The following is a 21,488-nucleotide window of genomic DNA, read 5'->3' as shown; positions in this document are numbered from 1 at the left end:
CTCATTGTTAGCGGTAGGCTTTCAATTAACACGTCCCAGCAAGAGGGCTTTCTCATATTGCTTTAACGATTGAATACCAATTAATAGAAGAAGACCGTGGGATTGAGCATTCAATCACCTTTATTTATTTGTTTTGGTTTTACCATAATTAAAATTCTCCTGCCCTGTTCTCTTACATTCTCTTTGCTCTGCCATATCTAATCGCATAACTATAATCCTCTCGGTCGTTTTGATCTGCCCTCTGGGCGGCTAACTCATAATCGTATGGAAGTAAAATATTCTCGAGAACCCATGATTGATCATTTCGGCTTACAATCACATACTTTGCATGTGGTGTCTTTGATTCCATGTAATGAGGGTGGGGGGTGTCTTCAAAGTATGCTGGAAGCCCAACACTTCCAGCATTAACAATCCATTTACCATCTGGTAACCACACTGTTTTTTGTTTATGTGTATGACCGCAAAAAATTAGTTTTTGATCGACAAAGGCTAGTTCAGACATTAGTTTCTCTACGCTCTTTTCAACAACACCATGTATTGAAACTTCATCCAATAGATATTCGTCATCTGATAAAGGAGTCCCATGGCAGAATAATAAATCATCAATAATACATGTTCTATTAAAAGTTTGAATCCAATGATTTATTTCTTGAGTCAGCAATGGCTTTACATAATGAAAGGTCAATGAATCCATTTGATCTTGAAGCAAGTACCGGTCACAATTTCCCATAATGTTAGTTATATGGGGTCTCTTCATGAGCAATTCTGCAGTTTTAATAGGATCGATGGGACCGAACAGTGTATCGCCTAAATTTACAATTGTTTTTATTCCGCGTGAATCTATATCATTAAGGACGGCTTCTAAAGCATAAGAGTTGCTGTGTATATCAGATATGACAGCTATAGAACTACTTTTATTCAACTGCAATCACCACTTTCTGTATGTTTATTAATAGTATCAAGTATTTTACTACTGAATTTAACCAATGTACGATTCGATTCTGCAGCCGTACACTATTTGTCACCCAAAATTCTCCGTCACTCATCAAGGTCTTCAAGCGCTGGAACTCATGTGACTGACGCGTGTACTCGGTTGAATGAGATCCTCTGATTGCTTGTAAAAGCTCATTTGGATACTTGCCAGACTACCATTCCACCAAAAGAAATAACTTGGAATGCATCCTTAGTGATATCCTCTATGCTTGAAGCGTAATAAATACTCCTCCCTATATCTTCCTTTCATAAAGCTATCTGCGGTTTCAATATTACCTTTAAAATACTTTTCTTGCTTAAGCATACTAATCCCGAGGGCTTATAGCGTTAAACTGCCCGTTAGTTGAATAAGCATGCTTTCTTGTACTGCACAATATCTTCGTACTGTGCAGTAGGGAGTCTTGATTACAAAATATAGTAATGTATGGTTGATTACAGTTGACTGTTATTATTGCAATCCCAGACCTAACACTCCACTTGAAATTAATTTGTGTCAAAACATTTACCCTCTACCCATGATAGGCACCCGCCTAGCTCCTTACTTTAGGCATCTGCATAGGATGATGTATAACCATTTAGGAGGTAACAGAGTGCTAAATAATCAAATGTACCCAATGCATCACCAAATGCCGCAATCAATCATGGTCTATCCTATTGATCCCTATGTCGTAGAAACCTTAATGTCCGTAAAGGGTAAGCAGGTGGTAATTGAAACCACTCGCGGAGGTATCAGCGGCTGTGTGATAGATGTAAAACCTGACCATGTTGTATTGGATACCAGAGGCACAAAATTCTTTGTACGCATCTGTGAGATCGTTTGGATCATGCCGGAGTAAATGGCTGTTCATGAGAGAGTTGCGAAAGCAGCTCTCTTTTTATGTTGTTTCCCTCCCTGGGCTATCAGTCCCTCATATTACTGATGCTGCAGCGCATCTTCGTACTGTGTAACAACTAACAGAATAATTTCTGTCAAGAGAAAATAAGTATTAGACTTTCGATGGATTAAGCTAACAGGCAGTTTATTTGATAATTATGGTGAACCAGGATTAGAATAGTAATATTAAATAAATAAGAGGAGCACGGTATAATGACTCAGGACGAAGTATTACAGGGCGGAAATGTTAACCTCATTGTCCGTAAGGAGAATACTGTTCTCCGCCCCACTGGTTATTGGAGTCCGTCTGTTCACCAACTACTTATACATCTAGACAAGCAAAGCTTCGAGGGAGCACCAAGATTCCTGGGAATCGATGAATCTAATCGTGAAATATTAACATTCATTTCAGGGGAAGTTCCAGGAAACGATTACCCCGACCTTGAACCTTACATGTGGTCGGATGAAACACTTGTGGGTTTAGCACGCCTTTTATGTCGTTTCCATGATGCAACAGAAGGCTCTACTCTCATGACGAAGGGAAAATGGCAGCTTAGTTATAGTGATGAGCATTGTTACGAAGTGATATGTCATAATGACGCTGCGTTGTACAATGTGGTCTTTCAAAAGGGGATTCCTGTAGCGCTGATTGATTTTGACATGGCTGGACCAGGTCCACGTATGTGGGACATTGCGTACACCCTCTATACATCGATTCCGCTTACGAGCTTCTCGCCTGATTATTTTTCGGGAAAAACGGTAGGGTACCAAACAGATTTACATTCTATGGAGCGCAGTCGACGAATTCATTTGTTTTTTGAATCGTATGGAACCCCCGTGCCTAATGACCTGCGTGAGTGGATTATCAAACGATTGACTACTATGTGCGATACATTGAGAAATGGAGCCTTCGAAGGAAATCTTGCTTTTCTAAAAATGGTTGATGGGGGACACTTGGCTCACTATGAAAGCGAGATTCAATTTGTAACAGATCATTTCAAAGACTGGATATAGAATTAAGCATTACGCTAACGAAAATTCAGTTCAATAAACCAACAGTAGTCTAAACTCTTTTTCTCAGTTTAAGACAGCTGTTGGTTTTTATATTGGAGTCCTCAAAACGAGCTCGTTTGGAATTCACTAATGCACAGTTTGCGTCAATTGCGACATAAAACCTCCACTTATCTTGTTCAACTAACTGCTCGTATGCTGAATAAAAGCACCCGATCATTGATCTGCTGCTTTCTCTGTATTACAAACTATCGTTTCCCGATAGTTCAATGGGTTGGAGTTATAAATTGAAAGGCTCCAATTAAGACGAGTAAAACCACGAACACTAAAATAAAAGTTATACCGAACCTCAATATATTTGAAGATTCACAGCTTGAATATAACGTGTACTCCTGTAAATCGGTAAGGTGTGCTTCTGCACAGAATTTCCGTAGCAATCCTGCTTCTGCATGAAACGTTGGATCACTTTCTGAATAAATCTGGTTCTCGTTACTATAAACAATTTCCCTTTCCATCTAACCTCTATGATCCGCTTTATGAGCTGCAGGCGAGTAAAACACGTCACTATGCATATGCTTGATCTTGTCCCAGTTGCCCGGATTCATTGTATCAGGAGAGCGTTGCTCCAGAATAGCCTGATACAAGGCGGTTTTTTGTTCCAGATGGGCGATATGCTGTTTGGCTTCTTCAAGCTTAGCAAGTGCGTCCTCTTTATGCTCCATCATGAGTGCGTAGCGTTGTGAGAGGGTTGCTTCTCCTTCAAGGCAGAGAGTCACGTACATTTTGATGGCCTCAATGGGCATCCCGGATTGTTTAAGGCATTTGATGCCATGGAGCCAGTTAATCGATTCTTCGTCAAATATCCGGATATTGTTTTGATTTCGCTGTATGCTGGGCACCAAACCTTTATCCGTGTAAAAGCGTATTGCGTGTTCAGTGAGTCCCGTTATTTGAGCAGCTTCCTTGACTGTATGCATATGAAATCCTCCGTTCATTTTTTTGAATCTGCTTGACTTCGTGTAACACGAAGGACCTAAGATTAGTGTAACGCAAATGAGCCGTAGGTGAAATCCCTGCTGCAATGTCCGGTTCAGGGGCTACGCGCCGTTGCTGTTAAACATTTAACCGGGAGGAATTACAATGCACAATGTTACATTAAACAATGGTGTAAAAATGCCGCTCATCGGCTTCGGAGTTTACCAGATTCCTGATGCCCAAGAATGCGAGAACGCCGTGTATGAAGCGCTGATGGCCGGTTACCGCTTAATCGATACCGCCGCCGGTTATCTAAATGAGGAAGCGGTAGGCCGCGCGATTAAGCGCAGCGGTATACCGCGTGAGGAGCTGTTCATCACGACCAAGCTCTGGGTTCAGGATGCCGGCTACGGGAGCGCTAAGCTGGCGTTTGATAAATCCCTTAAGAAGCTCCAGCTTGACTATCTTGATCTGTACCTGATTCACCAGCCATTCGGTGATTACTATGGTGCTTGGCGGGCGATGGAAGAACTGTACCGCGAAGGCAAAAGCAGGGCGATCGGGGTCAGCAATTTCCTGCCTGACCGTCTGATGGACCTGATTGTCCATAACGAAATAACACCCGCCGTCAACCAGATCGAGACGCATCCGTTCTACCAGCAGGCAGAGAGTGCAGCTTTTATGAAAGAACAGGGGGTACAGCACCAGTCGTGGGCTCCGTTTGCTGAAGGCCTCAACAACCTATTCGGTAACGAGGTATTGGTCTCGCTGGCAGCAAAACACAATAAGTCTGTCGCCCAAGTCGTATTGCGCTGGCTTGTTCAGCGTGGGGTCGTTGTCATTCCTAAATCAGTCAGAAAAGAGCGTATTGCCGAGAACATTAATATTTTTGATTTTGAGCTCCGTTCAGAGGATATGAAACAAATGGCTGCCCTTGATACACGGTCTAGTCTCTTCGGTTCTTACCTGGATCCGAAAATCGCACATATGATGGGCAATTGGAAAGTCGATCTGTAAACCTTTATTTCTTTAAATAATCCTGTAAAAGAAGGCCCACGGCCTTCTTTTTTTGTGCCTGCATGGACTCAGTGCCAGGGGAAACTGCCTCCTTTTTTGCAAGGAATCTTGGTTATTTGTGATTTTTCCCGTGCCGCCGCGGCGGTAGAATTAGGGATGAAAGGAGAAGTGATTGCATGAACCAGGTATCACCGGCTGCTTCGAAAGCGCTTAATAAGAAAGCGCTTAAACGGAAAGCTAAGCCATTCGCGGACTTTAGAGCGCACAAAACCTATTATTTTATGCTCATCCCGCTGTTCGCCTATTTTATAGCCTTTAACTACCTGCCACTTGCCGGGCTGTACAATGCATTTACCAATTATGATTTTAGCAAAGGACTTCTGAGCCCGTTCGTCGGCCTGCAGAATTTCGAGTTTCTGTTCAAGGGCGGGGCGGACTCGATTATCTGGAAGCTGACGCGCAATACCATCCTCTACAATGTGGCATTCATCATTCTTAGTAATGTGTGCCAGATCGGGATGGCTGTGCTGCTCAAGGAGATTGCGTTCAAGCGGTTCGTTAAAACCTCGCAGACGCTGATGTTCATGCCTTATTTTGTCTCGATGGTTATTATCGGCTCTATTATCTATAACCTGTTCAATTTTAACTACGGCGTACTCAACAATATGTTCACTTCGCTGGGCATGGAGAAGTTCGATTTCTACCGCACCCCCTGGGTCTGGCCGATCATCATTGTTGTCGTTGAGATCTGGAAGAGCCTGGGCTATGGAACGGTCATTTATCTGGCTTCCATTATGGGGATCGACGAGAGCATTTATGAGGCCGCTTACGTGGACGGAGCTTCCAAATGGCAGCGCATCCGTTATGTCACCCTTCCGCTGCTCAAGCCGACCGTCATTATTCTGCTGCTGTTCGCGGTCGGCGGAATACTGAAGGGACAATTCGATCTATTCTGGAACATCGTCGGCAATAACGGGCTGCTGCTGAACGCGACGGACATCATCGATACTTATGTGTACCGTTCACTGACCGTTAACTTCAGTATTAATCTGGGAACGGCTGCGGGCCTGTATCAATCCGTATTCGGCCTGCTGCTGATCCTGACCGTCAATGCCATTGTCAGAAAAGTAGACCGGGAAAATTCTTTATTCTAGAAAGGGCTGTGATTGCACGTGAGTACTGTGGCTGTTGATAAGCACGGCAGTAAAATCCGCAAGGACGCCGGAACAAGAATATTTGATGTTTTCGCTGTGGTGGCGGTTTCCATCGGTGCCTTGCTCTGCGTGATTCCGTTTATTATTATGCTCTCCGGCTCCTTCAGCACAGAGTCTGAGGTAGTACGGAGCGGATATTCGATTATACCCAAGGGCTTCACTTTGGAGGCCTACCGGGTTGTCTTCACTTCACTGGGCAACACGATCGGCAGAGCCTATATGGTTACGATCTATGTAACGGCGGTAGGAACCTTTCTCGGCCTGCTTTGTACCTCTATGGGGGGGTATGTGCTCTCCCGCCCGGATTTTAAGCACCGGGACAAGGTGTCATTCTTCGTCTACTTTACGACACTGTTCAGCGGCGGCCTGATTCCTACCTATCTCGTTGTAGCCAATGTGCTGCATCTGAATCACTCGCTCTGGTCTGTTATTCTCGGCGGCCTGATGTCTGCGTTCAACGTATTCCTGTTCCGGAACTTCATCAAGGGAATTCCCGATGCGCTGATGGAATCAGCGAGAATCGACGGAGCCGGGGATTTCCGGATCTACTGGCAGATCATCATTCCGCTCACCAAGCCGGCCATGGCGACCATCGGTCTGTTCACGGCACTTGGCTACTGGAACAACTGGTTTACCTACAGCCTCTATCTGATCACAGATAAGGATAAATGGGGGCTGCAATACCTGCTCTACCGGATGCTGTCCAGAGTAACGGATGCAGTCAAGGGCTCAGATGTCCTGATTATCCAGCAGCTGCCCAGTGAAACGATGAAGCTGGCTACGGCGATGCTGGTTACCGGCCCGGTTCTGCTGTTCTATCCGTTTGTGCAGCGCTATTTTGTCAGCGGACTGGTAGTCGGCAGTGTGAAGGGGTAAGAAACGGCAGCCCAAAACGGCTGACGAATCCGGTTTGAAGCGGAGAAGACGTATTTACTGTTTTCTCCGCTGAACATATACTTGTTCTAATAATGGAGGGGTTAAGCTTGAAGAGAAAGCAAATCACAAAGACAATGTTCGTCACATCCATGGCCTTATTGCTGGGCCTGTCTACAGCCTGCTCAAATTCGAATTCGGGCAGCGGTAACAGCGGAAGTGAGCCTGCTAAGACCGGTAACTCGGCAGCAACGGATGCACCGAAAGAAATCGTTGAATTGAAAGCGATTACGATGGGGAACGAACCGAAAAGCGGACTGGATACCTTTTATAAAGAGCTGGACGCTTTGACTGAAAAGGATCTCGGTATCCGGGTCCGGTTCGACTATATCCCATGGGGCGATGAGAAAAACCAGATCAGCCGCGCTATCGCCGCCAAGGAATATGATCTTTATGTCGGCGGTGCCTGGTCCGATTTTGCCAACTTTGCCACCAAGAACGCTTTCGCCGATCTGACGCCGCTTCTGGAAGAAACGCCCGATCTGGTAGAACACTACAAGGGCTCGCTCGACCGCGTAAAAATCGACGGCAAGGTATTCGGCATTCCGCAATACAACAAGCCGGGCGGCGGCGGGGAAGGTATGCTGTACCGCGAGGACCTGCGCCAGAAATGGGGGCTTCCGGAAATCAGCAGCCTGGAAACAGCCGAGCAGTATCTCTACAAAGCCAAAGAGGAATATCCGTCTACCCCGATGCTGAATGACAAGCGTTTTGGCACAAATATTTACTCCCAGCTGATTGCCAGCAAATACTATACGGTTGCCGCCGATTATGCCGTAGCCGCCTATGATGATCCTTACAAGATAATCAGCATCTATGATACGCCTGAATATAAAGAGGCTGTAGCAAAAGCCAAGCAATGGTATGACGACGGAATCGTCGATCATGACGTGCTTGCCGCACAAGGCAATGCGACTGCCGAAACGCTGGAGCTGATGAAGGTGGATCAGAAGCCGCTCGAATTCAACAATCACTTTGGTGCAGTCAGCAACAACTATATCAACCAGCTGAAAGAGGCGTTGCCGGATTCAACCTATGGCTGGTATGACTTTTTAATGGATAATAATGCCCCGGCCTTCCTGCCAAGAATGTCGCCAAGCACGATTACTATGATCTCAGTAGGCGCTAATTCACAATATGCGCTGCAGGCACTCAAGCTGATTGAGAAGGCGCATACCGATCCTACCTATTATAATTTGCTGGCTTACGGGGTGGAAGGGGAGAACTACAATCTGGATGGTGAAGGCTTCATTAATTATGAAGGCATTCCGACGGACAACATCAAGCCAGCCTGGACCGGGCTGGCTGATGGGTATATGGCGCTTCAGGTCAAATATCCGGGTGAATGGAAAAGCATATATGACGAGCTTCAGGCTGAAGGAATCAAGCGTTCGGAAGCAGGAGGTACAGATCCGTACGAAGGCTTCAGCTTCGACACCAGCTCGCTGGCTACCGAACTGTCCAATCTGGAGACTGTAAAAACCCAATATATCCAGCCGCTTAGCGTAGGGATGACCAATGACATCGGCGGCGATCTGGCAAAAGTACAGAAGCAGCTGAAGGATGCAGGCTTCGATGCTTATCTGGCTGAATTGCAGAAGCAGGTGGATGCATTCAAGGCATCCAAATAACAAGCTGTGCAAGCCGCCCGGCAGGGACATTCCTGCCGGGCGGCTTAGGAAATAGAATCCGAAAGATGGTGCGAACATGGATAAACTAGTGGTTTACACTGCCCCGCCGGACGTACCCGGCAAGGAGGATTTTGCAGTATATGTGCGGATTCCCGGGGAAGCCTGGCAGCAGCTGTTTGTGTATGAGGTCAAGGTGGATATGCACAATGTGCGTTCTGCGTCTATGGCCTATTTTGATATGAGCGGGAAAGTGGAGGTACGGGTAGAGAGCCTGAAGCAGCCGGTTCATGAGGCGGTAATCCGTCCGCTGTCAGTGGACCTCCCTTTTAAGCAGACAGACATGGAATTGACCTTTATGCTGGACCGTCCGCAGAAGCTGTCGATCGAAATCAACGGGGAGCGGTTCAGTAATCTGCACCTGTTCGTTAACCCCTGTGAGAGGGATGCACCGGACCCGCAGCAGGATAACGTTCTCCTGCTGCAGCCGGCCATCCACCGGACAGAGGATATCTACCGTCTGCTGGCAGAAGCTGAGGGAACTGACGGGCGGGTGCGGGATACGCTGTATTTTGCACCGGGCATGCATTATATCGAGGAGACGCTGCTAAGGATTCCATCCGGGATAACGGTCTATATTGCCGGCGGCGCCGTTGTGGCAGGCTCCATGGTCTGCGATCACGTTCATGATGTTTCCATACGCGGAAGGGGGATTATTCGCCTGTCTGACTTTCACCGGTTCTCGGCCTTCCGCGGCATCCGGATTAGGTTCTCTGAGCATATCTCGGTTGAAGGCATTATTACGCTGGACCCGCCTCATTACAGCATTTATATAGGCAAATCGCGGCAGGTGTCCATCCGGAATTTCAAATCCTTCAGCACCCGGGGCTGGTCGGACGGCATTGATATGATGGCCTGCACCGATATTGAGATTGATGATGTCTTCCTGCGCACCTCGGATGACTGCATAGCGATCTACGGCTCACGCTGGGATTATTACGGGAGCAGCAGCGGCATCCGGGTGCGTAATTCCATCCTCTGGGCGGATGTCGCCCATCCGCTGATGATCGGCACCCACGGTGACCATCACGGGGACGGGGATATTATTGAAGATATCGTGTTCGAGAACATCGATATTCTGGAGCATCACGAGCCGCAGACGAATTATATGGGAGCCATGGCCATCAATGCCGGTGATAAAAACACAGTCAGGAATGTACTATACCGGAATATTCGAGTCGAGCCCTTCGAGCTTGGCCGTCTGATCGACCTGAGAGTGGTATGGAACAAGGACTATAATCCCGTCCCCGGACGCCGGATTGAGCATATCTGCTTTGAGAATGTTTCGTATAACGGGAGCAATGCGCATCCGATTCAGATCTACGGTTATGATGACGAACGGACCGCCGATCATGTGAGCTTCAAGCGCCTCAAGGTAAACGGGCAGACGATTCTGCTGCCGGAGCAGGGCTTGCTTGAGGTGAATGAGTATGTGCGGGGGATTTTGTTTGAGGAGTAAGGCTGTCGGAAGCGCCACAGAATAGGAGCGGGGGTATTACCATGGCAAGCGCATATTTATTTGTACATTTCCGGGAGAAGGAGACGCCGGACGGGGAGCAGGTCTACTTCGGCCTCAGCAGGGACGGATTCAACTGGGAGCAGGTGAACGGCTGTGAACCGGTGCTGTGGAGCCAAAAGGGAGATAAAGGGGTGAGGGATCACACGATCGTCCGCGCACAATCGGGTAAATTTTATATCCTGTCTACCGACCTTAGCCTGGCAAATAACTTCAATACTAAGTATCAAGGGCAATGGCAGAATATCGCCCGCAGCGGGAGCAAGCATCTGGTACTCTGGGAATCCGGTGATCTGGTGAACTGGTCGGAGGAAAGACTGGTCGGGCTGGGCGATGAAGACTTCGGCTGCCTGTGGGCACCGGAAGTATTCCATGATGCGGGGCGGGATGAGTACGTCATTCATTTTAGCGCAGCCCATGCCTCCAATCATTTTGGGGACAAAGCAATCTTTTACACACGGACGAGGGATTTCATAAGCTTTGACAAGCCGCAGCTGCTGTGCAGGAAGGACGGGAGCGGCATTCTGCTTCAGCATGGGGAGACACTTACCGGAGCCTATACAGAGAATATGAGTTTTGCCGCAGAAATGGCTAAGCTTACGCCTGGTGCGTACGAAGGTCCTACCGCATTCAAGCTTCCGGACGGAAAATGGTGCCTGATGCTCGACTTTTACGGCGTGCGCGGCGAAGGACAGGGTTATGTTCCGTTTGTCGCCGACACGCTGCGAGGCGGGCGGTTTGTCCGCTCGGATGAGCAGTTCAGCTTTCCTTACCGCTTCAAGCACGGGACGGTGCTGGCCATTACGGCTGACGAATATGAGCGTATCCGGCGTCATTTTAGCTAGTAAACAGAAAAAGAGCTTCACCGGAATAGGAGAGGGCCTTCATTAAAAGTACTGGGATTGTTCAACAAAATGAACCCGGGAGGAAAAAATGAAAACGCTAAAAAGCTGGATGTACAAATGTGCAATTGCGGCGGTTTCGGTTATCTTGGCGGCAACACCGGTTTTCCCCGCAGAGGCTGCGGGCGGTACAACTCGGCTGTCTGCCGGAACCGTCCTAACCTCTTCTGTGTCAGACGATGGAATACGTGCCGGGGTTACGGACTCCACTTATATTGAAGCCCCGGTAAGTGAATTGCCGGCTGAAGCGGCAGTTACTGTTACCGCGGCTGCGTACGGGAATGTAGTCCGCTACCCGTTTGACGGCAACGCCGGCAGTGAGGATGGCCTGGCTGACGCAGCGGTATCCGGAACCCCGGTCTATGCAGAGGGCCGGGTGGGCCAGGCGATCAGTCTGAACGGAAGCGACAGCTATGTGACCCTGCCGGCTACTCTTCCGCCAGCGGCTGCCGACGAAATTACCGTATCCGCCTGGGTGAACTGGAAGGGCGGAAAGGACTGGCAGCGTATCTTCGACTTCGGAAACGGCACGACCCAATATATGTTCCTGACGCCCAAGACAGGCAATTATATGCGGTTTGCCGTCAAGAACGGCGGGAGCGAGCAATCCGTCCAGACGGCCCAGCTTGCCGCAGGCCAGTGGGTGCATGTGGCTATGTCGCTGGGCGGCGGCAAGGCGCGCCTGTATGTGAACGGGGAGCAGCAGGCCGAAGCCAATGTGTCGATTAAACCTAGCCAAATTAAACCATCGCTTAATTACCTCGGGAAGAGCCAGTTTGCTGATCCGCTGTTCAATGGCTCGCTGGATGAATTCCGGATCTATAATTATGCCTTGAATGCAGCTGAGCTTCAGGCCCTCTATATGTCCTCAAGCGTGGACTCAGCTATTGCCCAGGCCCGGAAAATCGCCGCAGAAGGCCAGCGGTACTATTCGGACGAAACGTGGAGCAGGCTGCTGGAGGTTCTGGAGCAGGCTGAGGGACTTAGGGCCGATCCGGCTGCGGAGCAAGCCGCTCTTCTGGCGGTTGCGGCTGAGCTGGTGGCTGCGATGCAGAATCTGGCTGAGCCGCTGCCGGTATTCATCAACAATACGGGGACAGAGCTTGTTCATCCCGCTGTCAGTGTTGCACCACAGGAGCTGTTGCGGGTGAGAGAGCACATTCTGAACAAAGAGCAGCCGTGGTACGGGTACTATACCGCTTTTGCCTCCAGCAGCTTTGCTTCTAAATCTTATGCCATTAAAAATGATAAAGATCCGGCGGCAGATCTCAGCCACCTTGTGCCGAATTATTCATATAACAACTACAGCACCAGTCTGTTCAACAATCAGATGACCCAGGATGCCACTGCGGCCTATTATCAGGCTGTCATGTACTTTATGACCGGGGATGCAGATTACCGTGAAAAAGCCCTGCGTATCGTTCTTTTATGGGGAAGCCTTGACCCGTCGCTGGCAAAATACGTGACGGATGCGCATATTCAGCAGGGACCACCCATGTACATGATGAATGCCGCAGCGGAATTGCTGCGTTACACAAGCACAGGCCGTGAGGAGCTGGAGTGGAAGGAGGAATATTCGCAGCAGTACAGCGACAACTTCCAGAAGCCGGCGCTCAGGCTGTGGATGGAACGCAACACCAACTGGCTGAACCAGCATCAGACCTCGGTCATGGCTACGTTATCCTCTTACGTGTTCATGGACAGCAAAGCCGACTATGAACGCATCCTGGAGTGGGCGACTGTAAATGCCGGCACGACAATGCCGTATCAGAACGGTGCAATTGCCAATGCCATGTTTGAATTTACGGTAGACAGCAGCGGGAACGAGCTTCCTGAGCCGGTTATAGCTGTTAAAGAGATGGTCCGCGACCAGCCGCATTCCTTTGATAATATTGAAGGTCTGGCCGTTCTGGCTGCGATCATTTCCGCTCAAGGCACATTGCTTGATCCGGTTAACGGAACAGCATCATCGGATGCTGACAGTGTCGATGTATATTCCTTTATGAATGACCGGCTGATCAAGGGAGTGAACTATTACTACAAATATAATCTTGGATATGATGTGCCCTTTAATGACGGCCTGAATGCCCCGGTAAGTCCTGATAGACGGGGACGGCTCGGCGGCCGTGAGGATTACTACTATATCTATAAATATGGAAAAGGCTATACGGACAATAATCCTGACTTTCAGTATGTAGCCGAAGCCATGTACCGGACATGGGAGGTGTATGGTCTGACGGTCAACGACTCCTGGCTCTATATTCCGGAGACCGCTTCAGGAACAGCCGTACCTCCCGTACTCACCCAGGAGAATGGGGGGACAGTGCCATACCAGCTGGAGACGCGGTTCACCCCGTTTGACAGCCGTATTGTCCGGACAGCAGATGCAGTCCGGGTAGAGACCTCGAAAGAAAGCTCGCTCTTTGCCGTCTACGGGATGGGCATCTGGCGTGGGGGCGACCTGGCTGTCAGGATCAGGAGCAATGCCATTACAACGCTGGCACTGCAGGGCGGCACAGACAAGGAGCCGTTTGCTTCGTTCCGGCTGCCCGATACCGGAGGGGAATGGAAATATGCGGTTATGAATCTATCTGCTCTGCCTGCTACGGCATTTCAGGCAGATTCGATCCTATATTTCAGAATATCCGGGGAGCCTGGCGATTCTATCGAATTAGACCATGTACTCGTCAACAGCACTACAGTAAAATCGCCTGCCTTCAAAGGAAATGCCAGTACGCTCGGACTGGATGCCTATCCGTCGGCACAGCTGCTGTATGATGTCTCCAATGCAGCGGCAAATGCCGGGCAGAGCTTAACCTATGGCATTTCAGGAGATAATGCGGGCTTCCTGGCGGATGCGGGAATTTCCGTCAGCAATGGGGGCGTACTGACCGGGAAGCTGCCGGCATCGCAGCCGCCTGGTGATTATTCTTTCTATGTGACGCTTACAAACGGAACTGCTATTAAGCTGCTGGAAGTCACTGTAACGGTGGCCGGTCTTTATAGTGATACAATTGCGAATGTGATCAGCGCCTATGATCCGGCCCAAAAGTATGAGACAGCCGGCTATACCCTGTTCCGCAGCAAATATGATGCTGCACTGGCGCTCATCAGCTCTGATGATGAAGCGGCGCGGAATACGGCGCTGCTGGAGCTTAAGGAAGCGGTAAAAGGGCTGCGGCTGCTGAATCCGCTGCTTGATGACGGGGCGCTTGATCTGACCGGCATAGCTTCCGGGGCTCCGGACAGCGCAAGCATCAATATGGCTTCGCTGGTCGACCTGTATGCTTCCGGCATTCCGATCCGCTGGATTGCGGATGAGAAGCAGTTCACGATTGATTTCGGTGCAGGCTTCAAGGTGAAGCCGGATGCGTTCAGGCTGCTGCCGGACGCAGCATTCCCTGCCCGATCCGAGGGAGCAGTTATTCTGGCCTCCAATGATTATACGAACTGGGTGCGGATCTCTGATGATATTTCAGAATATACGACCAGCTGGTTCAGCTATACGGTAAAGACTGAATACAAGGATACCGGCTTCCGCTATTTCCGCATGAAGGATATCACGGCGGGTGTACTAAACAAGGAGGATTACACGGAGGATCAGCCGTTTACTGTTGCGGATCTGCATATTTTCGGGGAACGTTATGAAACGGCCGGTGTAATCAGGGACATCAGCCTGACCGTGCAGAATGCCGTGCCGGTGCAGGATACGCTGCCGGTTCCGCCAAGGGCAGTCATCGGGGATAAAGTGGTTCTGTCCTTCTCAGCGGATGAGCCGATCGGCAATATCCGGGCTGCAATTCAAGGGGAGGCTGTACAGGTTGCAGATCACCAGAACGGCACCTATACGGCTGAATACACCGTCAGTGCCGGAACGAAGCCGGGCTATGCCGCCATTTCGCTCGATTACAACTTGGCAGACGGTACTCCGGCGGATACCGTATACAGCTACCCTGACAGCTATACCGCAGGTGCAAACAATACACTGGTGTCCCGGAAAATTCTCGTTTCGAATACTGCCAACGAGATTAATGCGGCTGCCGAAGCGCTAATTACCGGGTCGGATAATACCCTGGATGCGGGCGAGATCCCCTTTTTGTTCGACGGTAAAATCTCCACCTTCCCGGATGTAAGAGCCGGGGGCGGCGGATACGGAACTTACACCCTTGATTTTGGCGCAAAGCACAGCAGCAAAAGGGTTCAGCTTGACCGTATTGAGATACTGAACCGCAACGGATTCCCGGCCAGAGCTTCAGGCGTGAACGTAAGCGCGTCGGCAGACGGAGTGACCTGGATAACGGTCTCCGAGAGTTCCAAAAATTACAGTTATGACACATGGCAGCCAATCAGAGTGCTGGACCGGTACAAGGACGCCGGGTTCCGTTATTTGCGGATTAACGGCGGCAACTGGTACGGCAATATCGCGGAGCTGCGCCTCTTCGGGCAGACAGGCACGGATCTCGCAAGCTACGATCCTGTCTACACAATCACCACAACAGCCAATGACCCTGCGGCCGGGACAACGATAGTGTATGTTAATCCGAACGGCCTGCCGCCTGCCCCGCAGCCTTCAGGGAATGAAGGAAGCGTGTTGACGGTTCATGGCGACCTTACAGCCGTTACAGTTCTTGCGGTTCCCGCGCCCGGCTATGAATTTGTGAAATGGGTTGAGCCGGTAAGCTTTTACGGATTGTCTGCGGGTTATTTGTGGACGGAATACCCGCTGTTTAATCTGACAACGTATGCCGGCGGTTATCTTGGCGGAGTTAAATCCTACAATGTGACGCGTGACTGGAATCTGCAGGCTGTGTTCCGCAAGACCGGAGGAGCCGGGCCTTCTGAACCTGCGGCTGCACCCGGCAAGCCGGTTCTGTCCGACAACAACGGGCATGATACAGGGCTTAAAGACGGCAGCTACACCGTCACTATGAATTTATGTTGGGGAGAGAACGGGACTGCGTTCAAGCTGTATGAAAACGGCAAGCTGATTTCTACCCAGGAGCTGAAGAGCAGCTCCCCGCAGGCACAGACCGCCAAGGCAGAGATATCCGGCAGAACGAACGGGACCTATACGTATGTCGGTGAGCTGATCAACAGCTATGGAACGGTGAAAAGTGATCCGCTCACCGTCAGCGTGACGGATGCAGATCCCGGCAAACCGGTGTTATCCCATGACAACTGGGATGCTGACGGCAGTTACAGCATTACCATGAACCTGTGGTGGGGCACAAATGCTTCGGAATACCGCCTGTATGAGAACGGCAGGCTGGTTGACTCCCAGAAGCTCAGCGAAGCTACACCGGCTGCCCAGACAGCAGTAACGGTACTGTCAGAAAAAGCGGCAGGAGTGTATGAGTATCGTGCTGTTCTGGTGAATGCAGCAGGCGAGACAGAGAGCGGGACAATATCAGTAGTTGTAAAGTAAGGCACAGGATGGCGTAACAAGGATGCAGCTGCCCTGCGGGCAGACTGCATCTTTTCTGTTCAGCAGTTCCTGGCAAGCCGTTATCAATTCGATTAATGGAGGCTGATTATGACACCTATTCAAGGCATTAACGCCATTTTGGCGGGAGATTATCCGGATCCGTCAATAGTCAGAGCCGGGGATCACTATTACATGACACATTCTTCTTTCCACTACACACCGGGGCTGCTTATATGGCATTCCCTGGACCTGACGGACTGGGAGCCGGTCGGTCATGCCGTACTTGAGCATGTAGGCGGTTCAATTATGGCGCCGGATTTCATTTATCATGAGGGACTTTTCTATATCTATTTTCCTGCACGGGGAACGAACTGGGTTGTGACTGCAGAGAATCCGGCAGGTCCATGGAGCAGACCGGTGGATCTGAAGGTCGGGTATATTGATCCGGGTCATGCAGCAGATGAGCAGGGCAACCGCTATTTGTTTCTGTCGGAAGGCTACAGAATACGTTTGTCCAAAGACGCTTGTCTACAGCAGGCGAATTAGAGCAGGTATATACGGGCTGGCGTTATCCGAAGGAGTGGCTGACGGAGGGCTTCTATCTGGAATCCCCCAAGCTGACCTACAAGGACGGTTACTATTATATGACCAGTGCACAAGGCGGGACGGCCGGACCGGCCACCAGCCATATGATCGTCTCCGCACGCGCGGCATCACTAGACGGACCGTGGGAAAACTCACCGCATAATCCGGTTATACGCACAAAGCACCGCAGAGAGCAGTGGTGGTCGAAAGGTCACGGCACGCTGGTGGATACGCCGGAGGGAGACTGGTATCTTGTCTATCATGCTTATGAAAAAGACTACTATCCGCTCGGCAGGCAGTCGCTGCTTGAACCGGTAACCTGGACGGCGGACGGCTGGTTCACGGCAGGTGATCAGGAGGCGGGGGCTGCTCCCGCTATTGGCCTTCCATCAAAGCCTGACCGGGCGCTCGTATCTGAGGAATCCGGCGGCCTGGGGCTGCACTGGCATTTTTGGGGCGGAGTACACCGGGAAGATTACCGGATCGATAAGAATAGTGTAGTATTAAAAGCAGTTCCCGGTGAGCAGTCCGGGCCGCTGCTTTGCATTCCGGTGCATCATACGTACACCGCCGAGGTTACCATAGCTGTTGAAGACGGAGCGTACGGGACGCTCGGCCTGTTCTATAAGCTGGGTTTTCACTATGGCATCGGCTTTGACGGCAGGGAGGCATTTGCATACCGTAACGGCAACACGAGCGAACGCTCAGCAGCGTCAGGAGGTTCCGTGACCTTAAGGCTAATTAATGACGAGCATGAGGTAAGCCTGTATTTCATGGATGCCAAAGGGGAGTGGAGCAAGCTGGATCACGGGTTTGAAATGTCCGGCTTTCACCATAATGTGCTCGGAGGCTTCCTGAGCCTGCGTATTGCGCTGCAGGCTTCAGGAGCTGGTGAGGTAAGGTTCAGCGGATTTAAGTACCGGGCGGGATTATAAAAACAGCAACCAAATTGCAGCGGGAGAGGATAACACAATGAAGGCACCTTTATTCAGGGACCCGGTATACGACGGGGCGGCTGATCCGGTCATCATCTGGAACCGGGAAGCACAGGAATGGTGGATGATTTATACGAACCGCAGAGTGACCGCGGAGGGAGAAGGTGTGGCCTGGGTGCACGGCACAGACCTCGGTGTTGCTTCCTCGCGCGACGGCGGAGTAAGCTGGCTGTACCGCGGCACCCTGGAGGGGCTTGATATCGAATGGGGCCGCAACACGTTCTGGGCGCCGGAGATTATCTGGCATGACGGGCTGTACCATATGTACGTCAGCTACATTCAGGGCATTCCGTCCGGCTGGGCCGGCCACCGGCGCGATATGCTCCACTATACCAGTCCTAATCTGCTGGACTGGACCTTCCGTTCCCGGCTTGAGCTGAGCTCGGACCGGGTAATCGATGCCTGCATCCACGGGCTGCCCGGCGGAGGGTTCCGCATGTGGTACAAGGATGAAGCGAACGGGTCGCATACCTATGCGGCGGACAGCAAGGACCTGTACCACTGGGAGGTTACCGGACCGGTCATAACAGGCCGGCCGCATGAAGGAGCTAATGTCTTCCGGTTCAAAGGCTGGTACTGGATGATTGTAGACGAATGGCGCGGGCAGGGCGTCTTTCGCTCCGGTGACCTGGAGACATGGGAGCATAACGGTCTAATCCTGGATCAGCCGGGAACCCGCGGGGATGACGGTACCATCGGGCTGCATGCAGATGTCGTTGTGCAGGGCGATGAGGCTTATATTTTCTACTTCACGCATCCCGGCAGAGACGGCAGCGAGAGTGAAGACAGTCCTGAAGACAGGTACCAGAGCCGCCGCTCCTCGGTTCAGGCTGCCCGGCTGGATGTGATTGACGGCGTGCTTGTCTGCGACCGTAATGAGGCGTTTGAGCTCAAGCTGGTGGCTGAACAGGATTAATGGTCAGGCAGAATTGTTAGTTCGTACTCTTGGTTCAACCCGGATCTTGTTGCAATTCTAACGGACAGCGGAGCCCTTATTTACCGAAAATCAACTCTTCTAGCCGGGCTAACGGACCACAGCGGCCTTATCGCCTCTCCAGCTGCGAATATTGGGCTGAATACGCTGACATAAGGGCTCGGGTGTCCGTTAGCTTGCAAAAAATGGACTGAGACCAGAAATAAGGGCTGCTGGGTCCGTTACTTACAGTAAGTGAGCAAACGGTACGGGTTCATCAGCGCGGATCAGGACGATTACAGCAACGGAACCCTGCAGCGCAGCAAAGTTTATGGAACGGCTCCCCTCTTTTTTAGGAAGGAGGGAGCCGTTTTTTTTCTGACGGAGCCTGTAACTATTGTAACTGCTGGCGGCTGATTATTGGAGCAGGATAGAAGAGATAGAGCTGTACATAATGACAACTGAAGGGATGTAACGCATGGAAAAGAACAACGAATGTATGTATTGTATGGAGGATGAGCGCCGGGATAACCTGATGCTTGAGGTGGCACAGCTTTCGGTATCGACGGTATTCCTGTTCAGGGAGCAGACGTATAAGGGCAGATGCAATGTCGTGTACAAGGATCATGTAAAGGAGCTGTTCCAGCTGTCCCCGGAGGAATTGGCGGCCTTTATGGGCGATGTGCAAAAAGCGGCTGCCGCGATTGACCAGGCCTTCGGACCGGACAAGCTCAACTACGGGGCTTACGGGGACAAGCTGCATCACCTGCATATGCATATCGTTCCAAAGTATGATGGCGGGAAGGACTGGGGTTCAACCTTTGCAATGAATCCGGGGCAGACGTATTTAACAGATGGGGAGTATGCAGAACGGATCGCGCTGCTGCAAAAATATTTATAGCATCAACATTTTAACCGTCAGCACCTCTTTTCCAGAGGTTGGTGGCGGTTTTTTTAAATATAATCCTTAGTTAATTACTTGGAATAATGTGAAATTAATCATATCACCTTATGTCAGCTTCGGGTTAAAATCACCCTAGTAAACCGATGACATTGGTTGTTATTTAGCTGTTAGATTAGGGGCTTTATTTTGGCGGACGGAAGGTTATGCGGATGAATTTAGACTGGGAGTTTATCATGGAAAGCCTGCCCTTGTACGGGGATGCCATGTGGCTGACGGTGAAGCTGGCGTTAATCGCGATTGCGCTGTCGCTCGTGCTCGGGCTTGTGTTTAGTCTGGTACTTTTTTATAAGGTTAAAGGGCTTAGAAGCATTATTCTGTCTTACATCGAATTGTCGAGAAATACGCCGCTGCTGGTGCAGCTGTTCTTCCTCTATTACGGTCTGCCGAAGGTGGGCATTCACATGAGCGAGTTTACTTGTGCGGTGGTCGGCATGACTTTTCTCGGAGGCAGCTATATGACGGAGGCGTTCAGAAGCGGAATTGAGGCAGTCGGCCGGACACAGCTGGAGTCGGGGCTTAGTATCGGACTTAGCAAGGTGCAGCTGGCAAGATACGTCATCCTCCCGCAGGCGCTGGCTATCAGCATTCCTTCTTTGGGAGCGAACGCGATTTTTCTGCTGAAGGAAACGTCCATTGTTGGGGCGATCGCTCTGATGGACCTGATGAATGTGGCCAAGGATCTGATCGGCATGCACTACAAAACCGCAGAATCCCTGCTGCTGCTGGTGCTTGCTTATCTGATTCTGGTGCTGCCGCTGTCGCTTCTGCTCAGCTGGGTGGAAAGGAAGGTGCGGCATGCCGAATTCGGGAATTGACGTGCTGTTTGAGGGCTCGAACTTCGAGCGGCTGCTCGGGGGACTGCTGGTTACGATCGAAATTTCTTTTGTCTCCATTGTTATAGGGACTGTGCTGGGGGTGCTGATGGGCCTGCTGCGGACGCTGAATTCCCGGCCTTTGCGGCTTGTTCTGCGACTGTATCTGGAGGCCTTCCGGATTATTCCGATCCTGGTGTGGCTGTATGTGGTGTATTTCAGCTTCTCGCCTATGCTGCATATCGATATCAGCGGAGAGGCTACTGCAATACTGGTGTTCAGTCTCTGGGGTGCGGCGGAGATCGGCGATATTGTGCGCGGCGCGCTCGAATCTATGCCGAAGCATCAGGTGGAATCGGGGCAGGCGCTTGGTTTAAGCAGAGGTCAGCTCTACCGGCATATTCTGATTCCGCAGGCGGTGCGGCGGATGCTGCCGGGCTCGATCAATCTGGCTACCCGGATGGTGAAGACAACGTCGCTGGTTGTGCTGATCGGTGTCATTGAGGTGGTGAAGATCGGACAGCAGATTATAGAGCTGGGTGTAATCAAAGCGCCGAATGCCTCGTTCTGGGTGTACGGGTTCATCTTTATCCTGTATTTTCTAGTCTGTTACCCGCTGTCCAGACTATCCAGGAGGTTTGAGCAGAAATGGCAAAATTAGTGGAGGAAGG

At 50.5% G+C, this 21,488-nt stretch carries 16 protein-coding genes and 2 pseudogenes; 16 read left to right on the top strand and 2 right to left on the bottom strand.

The genetic code is table 11. From position 1 onward, the window contains the following. Positions 1-172: 172 nt before the first annotated feature. Positions 173-928 (bottom strand): metallophosphoesterase family protein, encoded by a 756-nt coding sequence (locus NST84_RS21655; RefSeq protein WP_342562211.1) that lies wholly within the window; start codon positions 926-928, stop codon positions 173-175. Between the two features lie 670 nt (positions 929-1,598). On the opposite strand from NST84_RS21655, the gene NST84_RS21650 reads away from it, so the two are divergent. Together NST84_RS21650 and NST84_RS21645 are read left to right on the top strand one after the other, a co-directional pair. Further along, positions 1,599-1,829 carry a YuzF family protein gene (locus NST84_RS21650; protein WP_342566487.1) on the top strand — a complete coding sequence of 77 codons (231 nt, stop codon included), beginning with the start codon at positions 1,599-1,601 and terminating at the stop codon, positions 1,827-1,829. 251 nt (positions 1,830-2,080) lie between these two features. Then, positions 2,081-2,881, top strand: a complete 801-nt coding sequence (locus NST84_RS21645) for an aminoglycoside phosphotransferase family protein (protein ID WP_342562210.1) — start codon at positions 2,081-2,083, stop codon at positions 2,879-2,881. A gap of 512 nt (positions 2,882-3,393) precedes the next feature. Here the strand turns inward: NST84_RS21645 and NST84_RS21640 are convergent. After that, positions 3,394-3,855 (bottom strand): MerR family transcriptional regulator, encoded by a 462-nt coding sequence (locus NST84_RS21640; protein ID WP_342562209.1) that lies wholly within the window; start codon positions 3,853-3,855, stop codon positions 3,394-3,396. A 163-nt stretch (positions 3,856-4,018) separates the two neighbouring features. Between NST84_RS21640 and NST84_RS21635 the strand changes: the two genes are divergently transcribed. From NST84_RS21635 to NST84_RS21570, 14 genes and pseudogenes are all read left to right on the top strand, one after another. Beyond that, a complete protein-coding gene (locus tag NST84_RS21635) occupies positions 4,019-4,870 on the top strand; it encodes an aldo/keto reductase (RefSeq protein WP_342562208.1) in 852 nt (283 codons plus the stop codon). Positions 4,871-5,046: 176 nt separating this feature from the next. Beyond that, a complete protein-coding gene (locus tag NST84_RS21630) occupies positions 5,047-6,024 on the top strand; it encodes an ABC transporter permease subunit (RefSeq protein WP_086074809.1) in 978 nt (325 codons plus the stop codon). Between the two features lie 27 nt (positions 6,025-6,051). Further along, positions 6,052-6,960, top strand: a complete 909-nt coding sequence (locus tag NST84_RS21625; protein ID WP_342562207.1) for a carbohydrate ABC transporter permease — start codon at positions 6,052-6,054, stop codon at positions 6,958-6,960. A 107-nt stretch (positions 6,961-7,067) separates the two neighbouring features. After that, positions 7,068-8,648 carry an extracellular solute-binding protein gene (locus NST84_RS21620; protein WP_342562206.1) on the top strand — a complete coding sequence of 527 codons (1,581 nt, stop codon included), beginning with the start codon at positions 7,068-7,070 and terminating at the stop codon, positions 8,646-8,648. Positions 8,649-8,724: 76 nt separating this feature from the next. Then, a complete protein-coding gene (locus NST84_RS21615) occupies positions 8,725-10,164 on the top strand; it encodes a glycosyl hydrolase family 28 protein (protein ID WP_342562205.1) in 1,440 nt (479 codons plus the stop codon). 41 nt (positions 10,165-10,205) lie between these two features. After that, positions 10,206-11,066 (top strand): glycoside hydrolase family 43 protein, encoded by an 861-nt coding sequence (locus NST84_RS21610; RefSeq protein ID WP_342562204.1) that lies wholly within the window; start codon positions 10,206-10,208, stop codon positions 11,064-11,066. 88 nt (positions 11,067-11,154) lie between these two features. Further along, positions 11,155-11,961: pseudogene (locus NST84_RS21605) on the top strand (LamG domain-containing protein); the annotation flags it as partial. 4,017 nt (positions 11,962-15,978) lie between these two features. Then, positions 15,979-16,548 (top strand): annotated as a pseudogene (locus NST84_RS21600) (chitinase N-terminal domain-containing protein); the annotation flags it as partial. Positions 16,549-16,656: 108 nt separating this feature from the next. After that, a complete protein-coding gene (locus NST84_RS21595; protein WP_342562203.1) occupies positions 16,657-17,094 on the top strand; it encodes a family 43 glycosylhydrolase in 438 nt (145 codons plus the stop codon). Continuing rightward, positions 17,073-18,068: a family 43 glycosylhydrolase gene (locus tag NST84_RS21590; RefSeq protein ID WP_342562202.1), complete on the top strand. Its 996-nt coding sequence runs from the start codon at positions 17,073-17,075 to the stop codon at positions 18,066-18,068. Before NST84_RS21595 ends, NST84_RS21590 begins: the two co-directional genes overlap by 22 nt. Before the next feature lie 37 nt (positions 18,069-18,105). Then, entirely contained in the window at positions 18,106-19,044 is a 939-nt protein-coding gene (locus NST84_RS21585) for a glycosyl hydrolase (protein WP_342562201.1), read from the top strand. A gap of 475 nt (positions 19,045-19,519) precedes the next feature. Beyond that, positions 19,520-19,942 carry an HIT family protein gene (locus NST84_RS21580; RefSeq protein ID WP_342562200.1) on the top strand — a complete coding sequence of 141 codons (423 nt, stop codon included), beginning with the start codon at positions 19,520-19,522 and terminating at the stop codon, positions 19,940-19,942. Positions 19,943-20,154: 212 nt separating this feature from the next. Continuing rightward, a complete protein-coding gene (locus NST84_RS21575; RefSeq protein ID WP_342562199.1) occupies positions 20,155-20,820 on the top strand; it encodes an amino acid ABC transporter permease in 666 nt (221 codons plus the stop codon). Then, the gene (locus tag NST84_RS21570) at positions 20,801-21,478 is read left to right on the top strand and encodes an amino acid ABC transporter permease (RefSeq protein WP_342562198.1); all 678 of its coding nucleotides are present in this window, start codon (positions 20,801-20,803) and stop codon (positions 21,476-21,478) included. The genes NST84_RS21575 and NST84_RS21570 overlap by 20 nt, the downstream gene beginning before the upstream one ends. Positions 21,479-21,488 lie beyond the last annotated feature (10 nt).

The organism is Paenibacillus sp. FSL R7-0345 (assembly GCF_038595055.1).
Taxonomy (GTDB): domain Bacteria; phylum Bacillota; class Bacilli; order Paenibacillales; family Paenibacillaceae; genus Paenibacillus_AQ.
The sequence above is the reverse complement of the archived record's forward strand: the minus strand, read 5'-3'. Positions and strand labels throughout refer to the sequence as shown.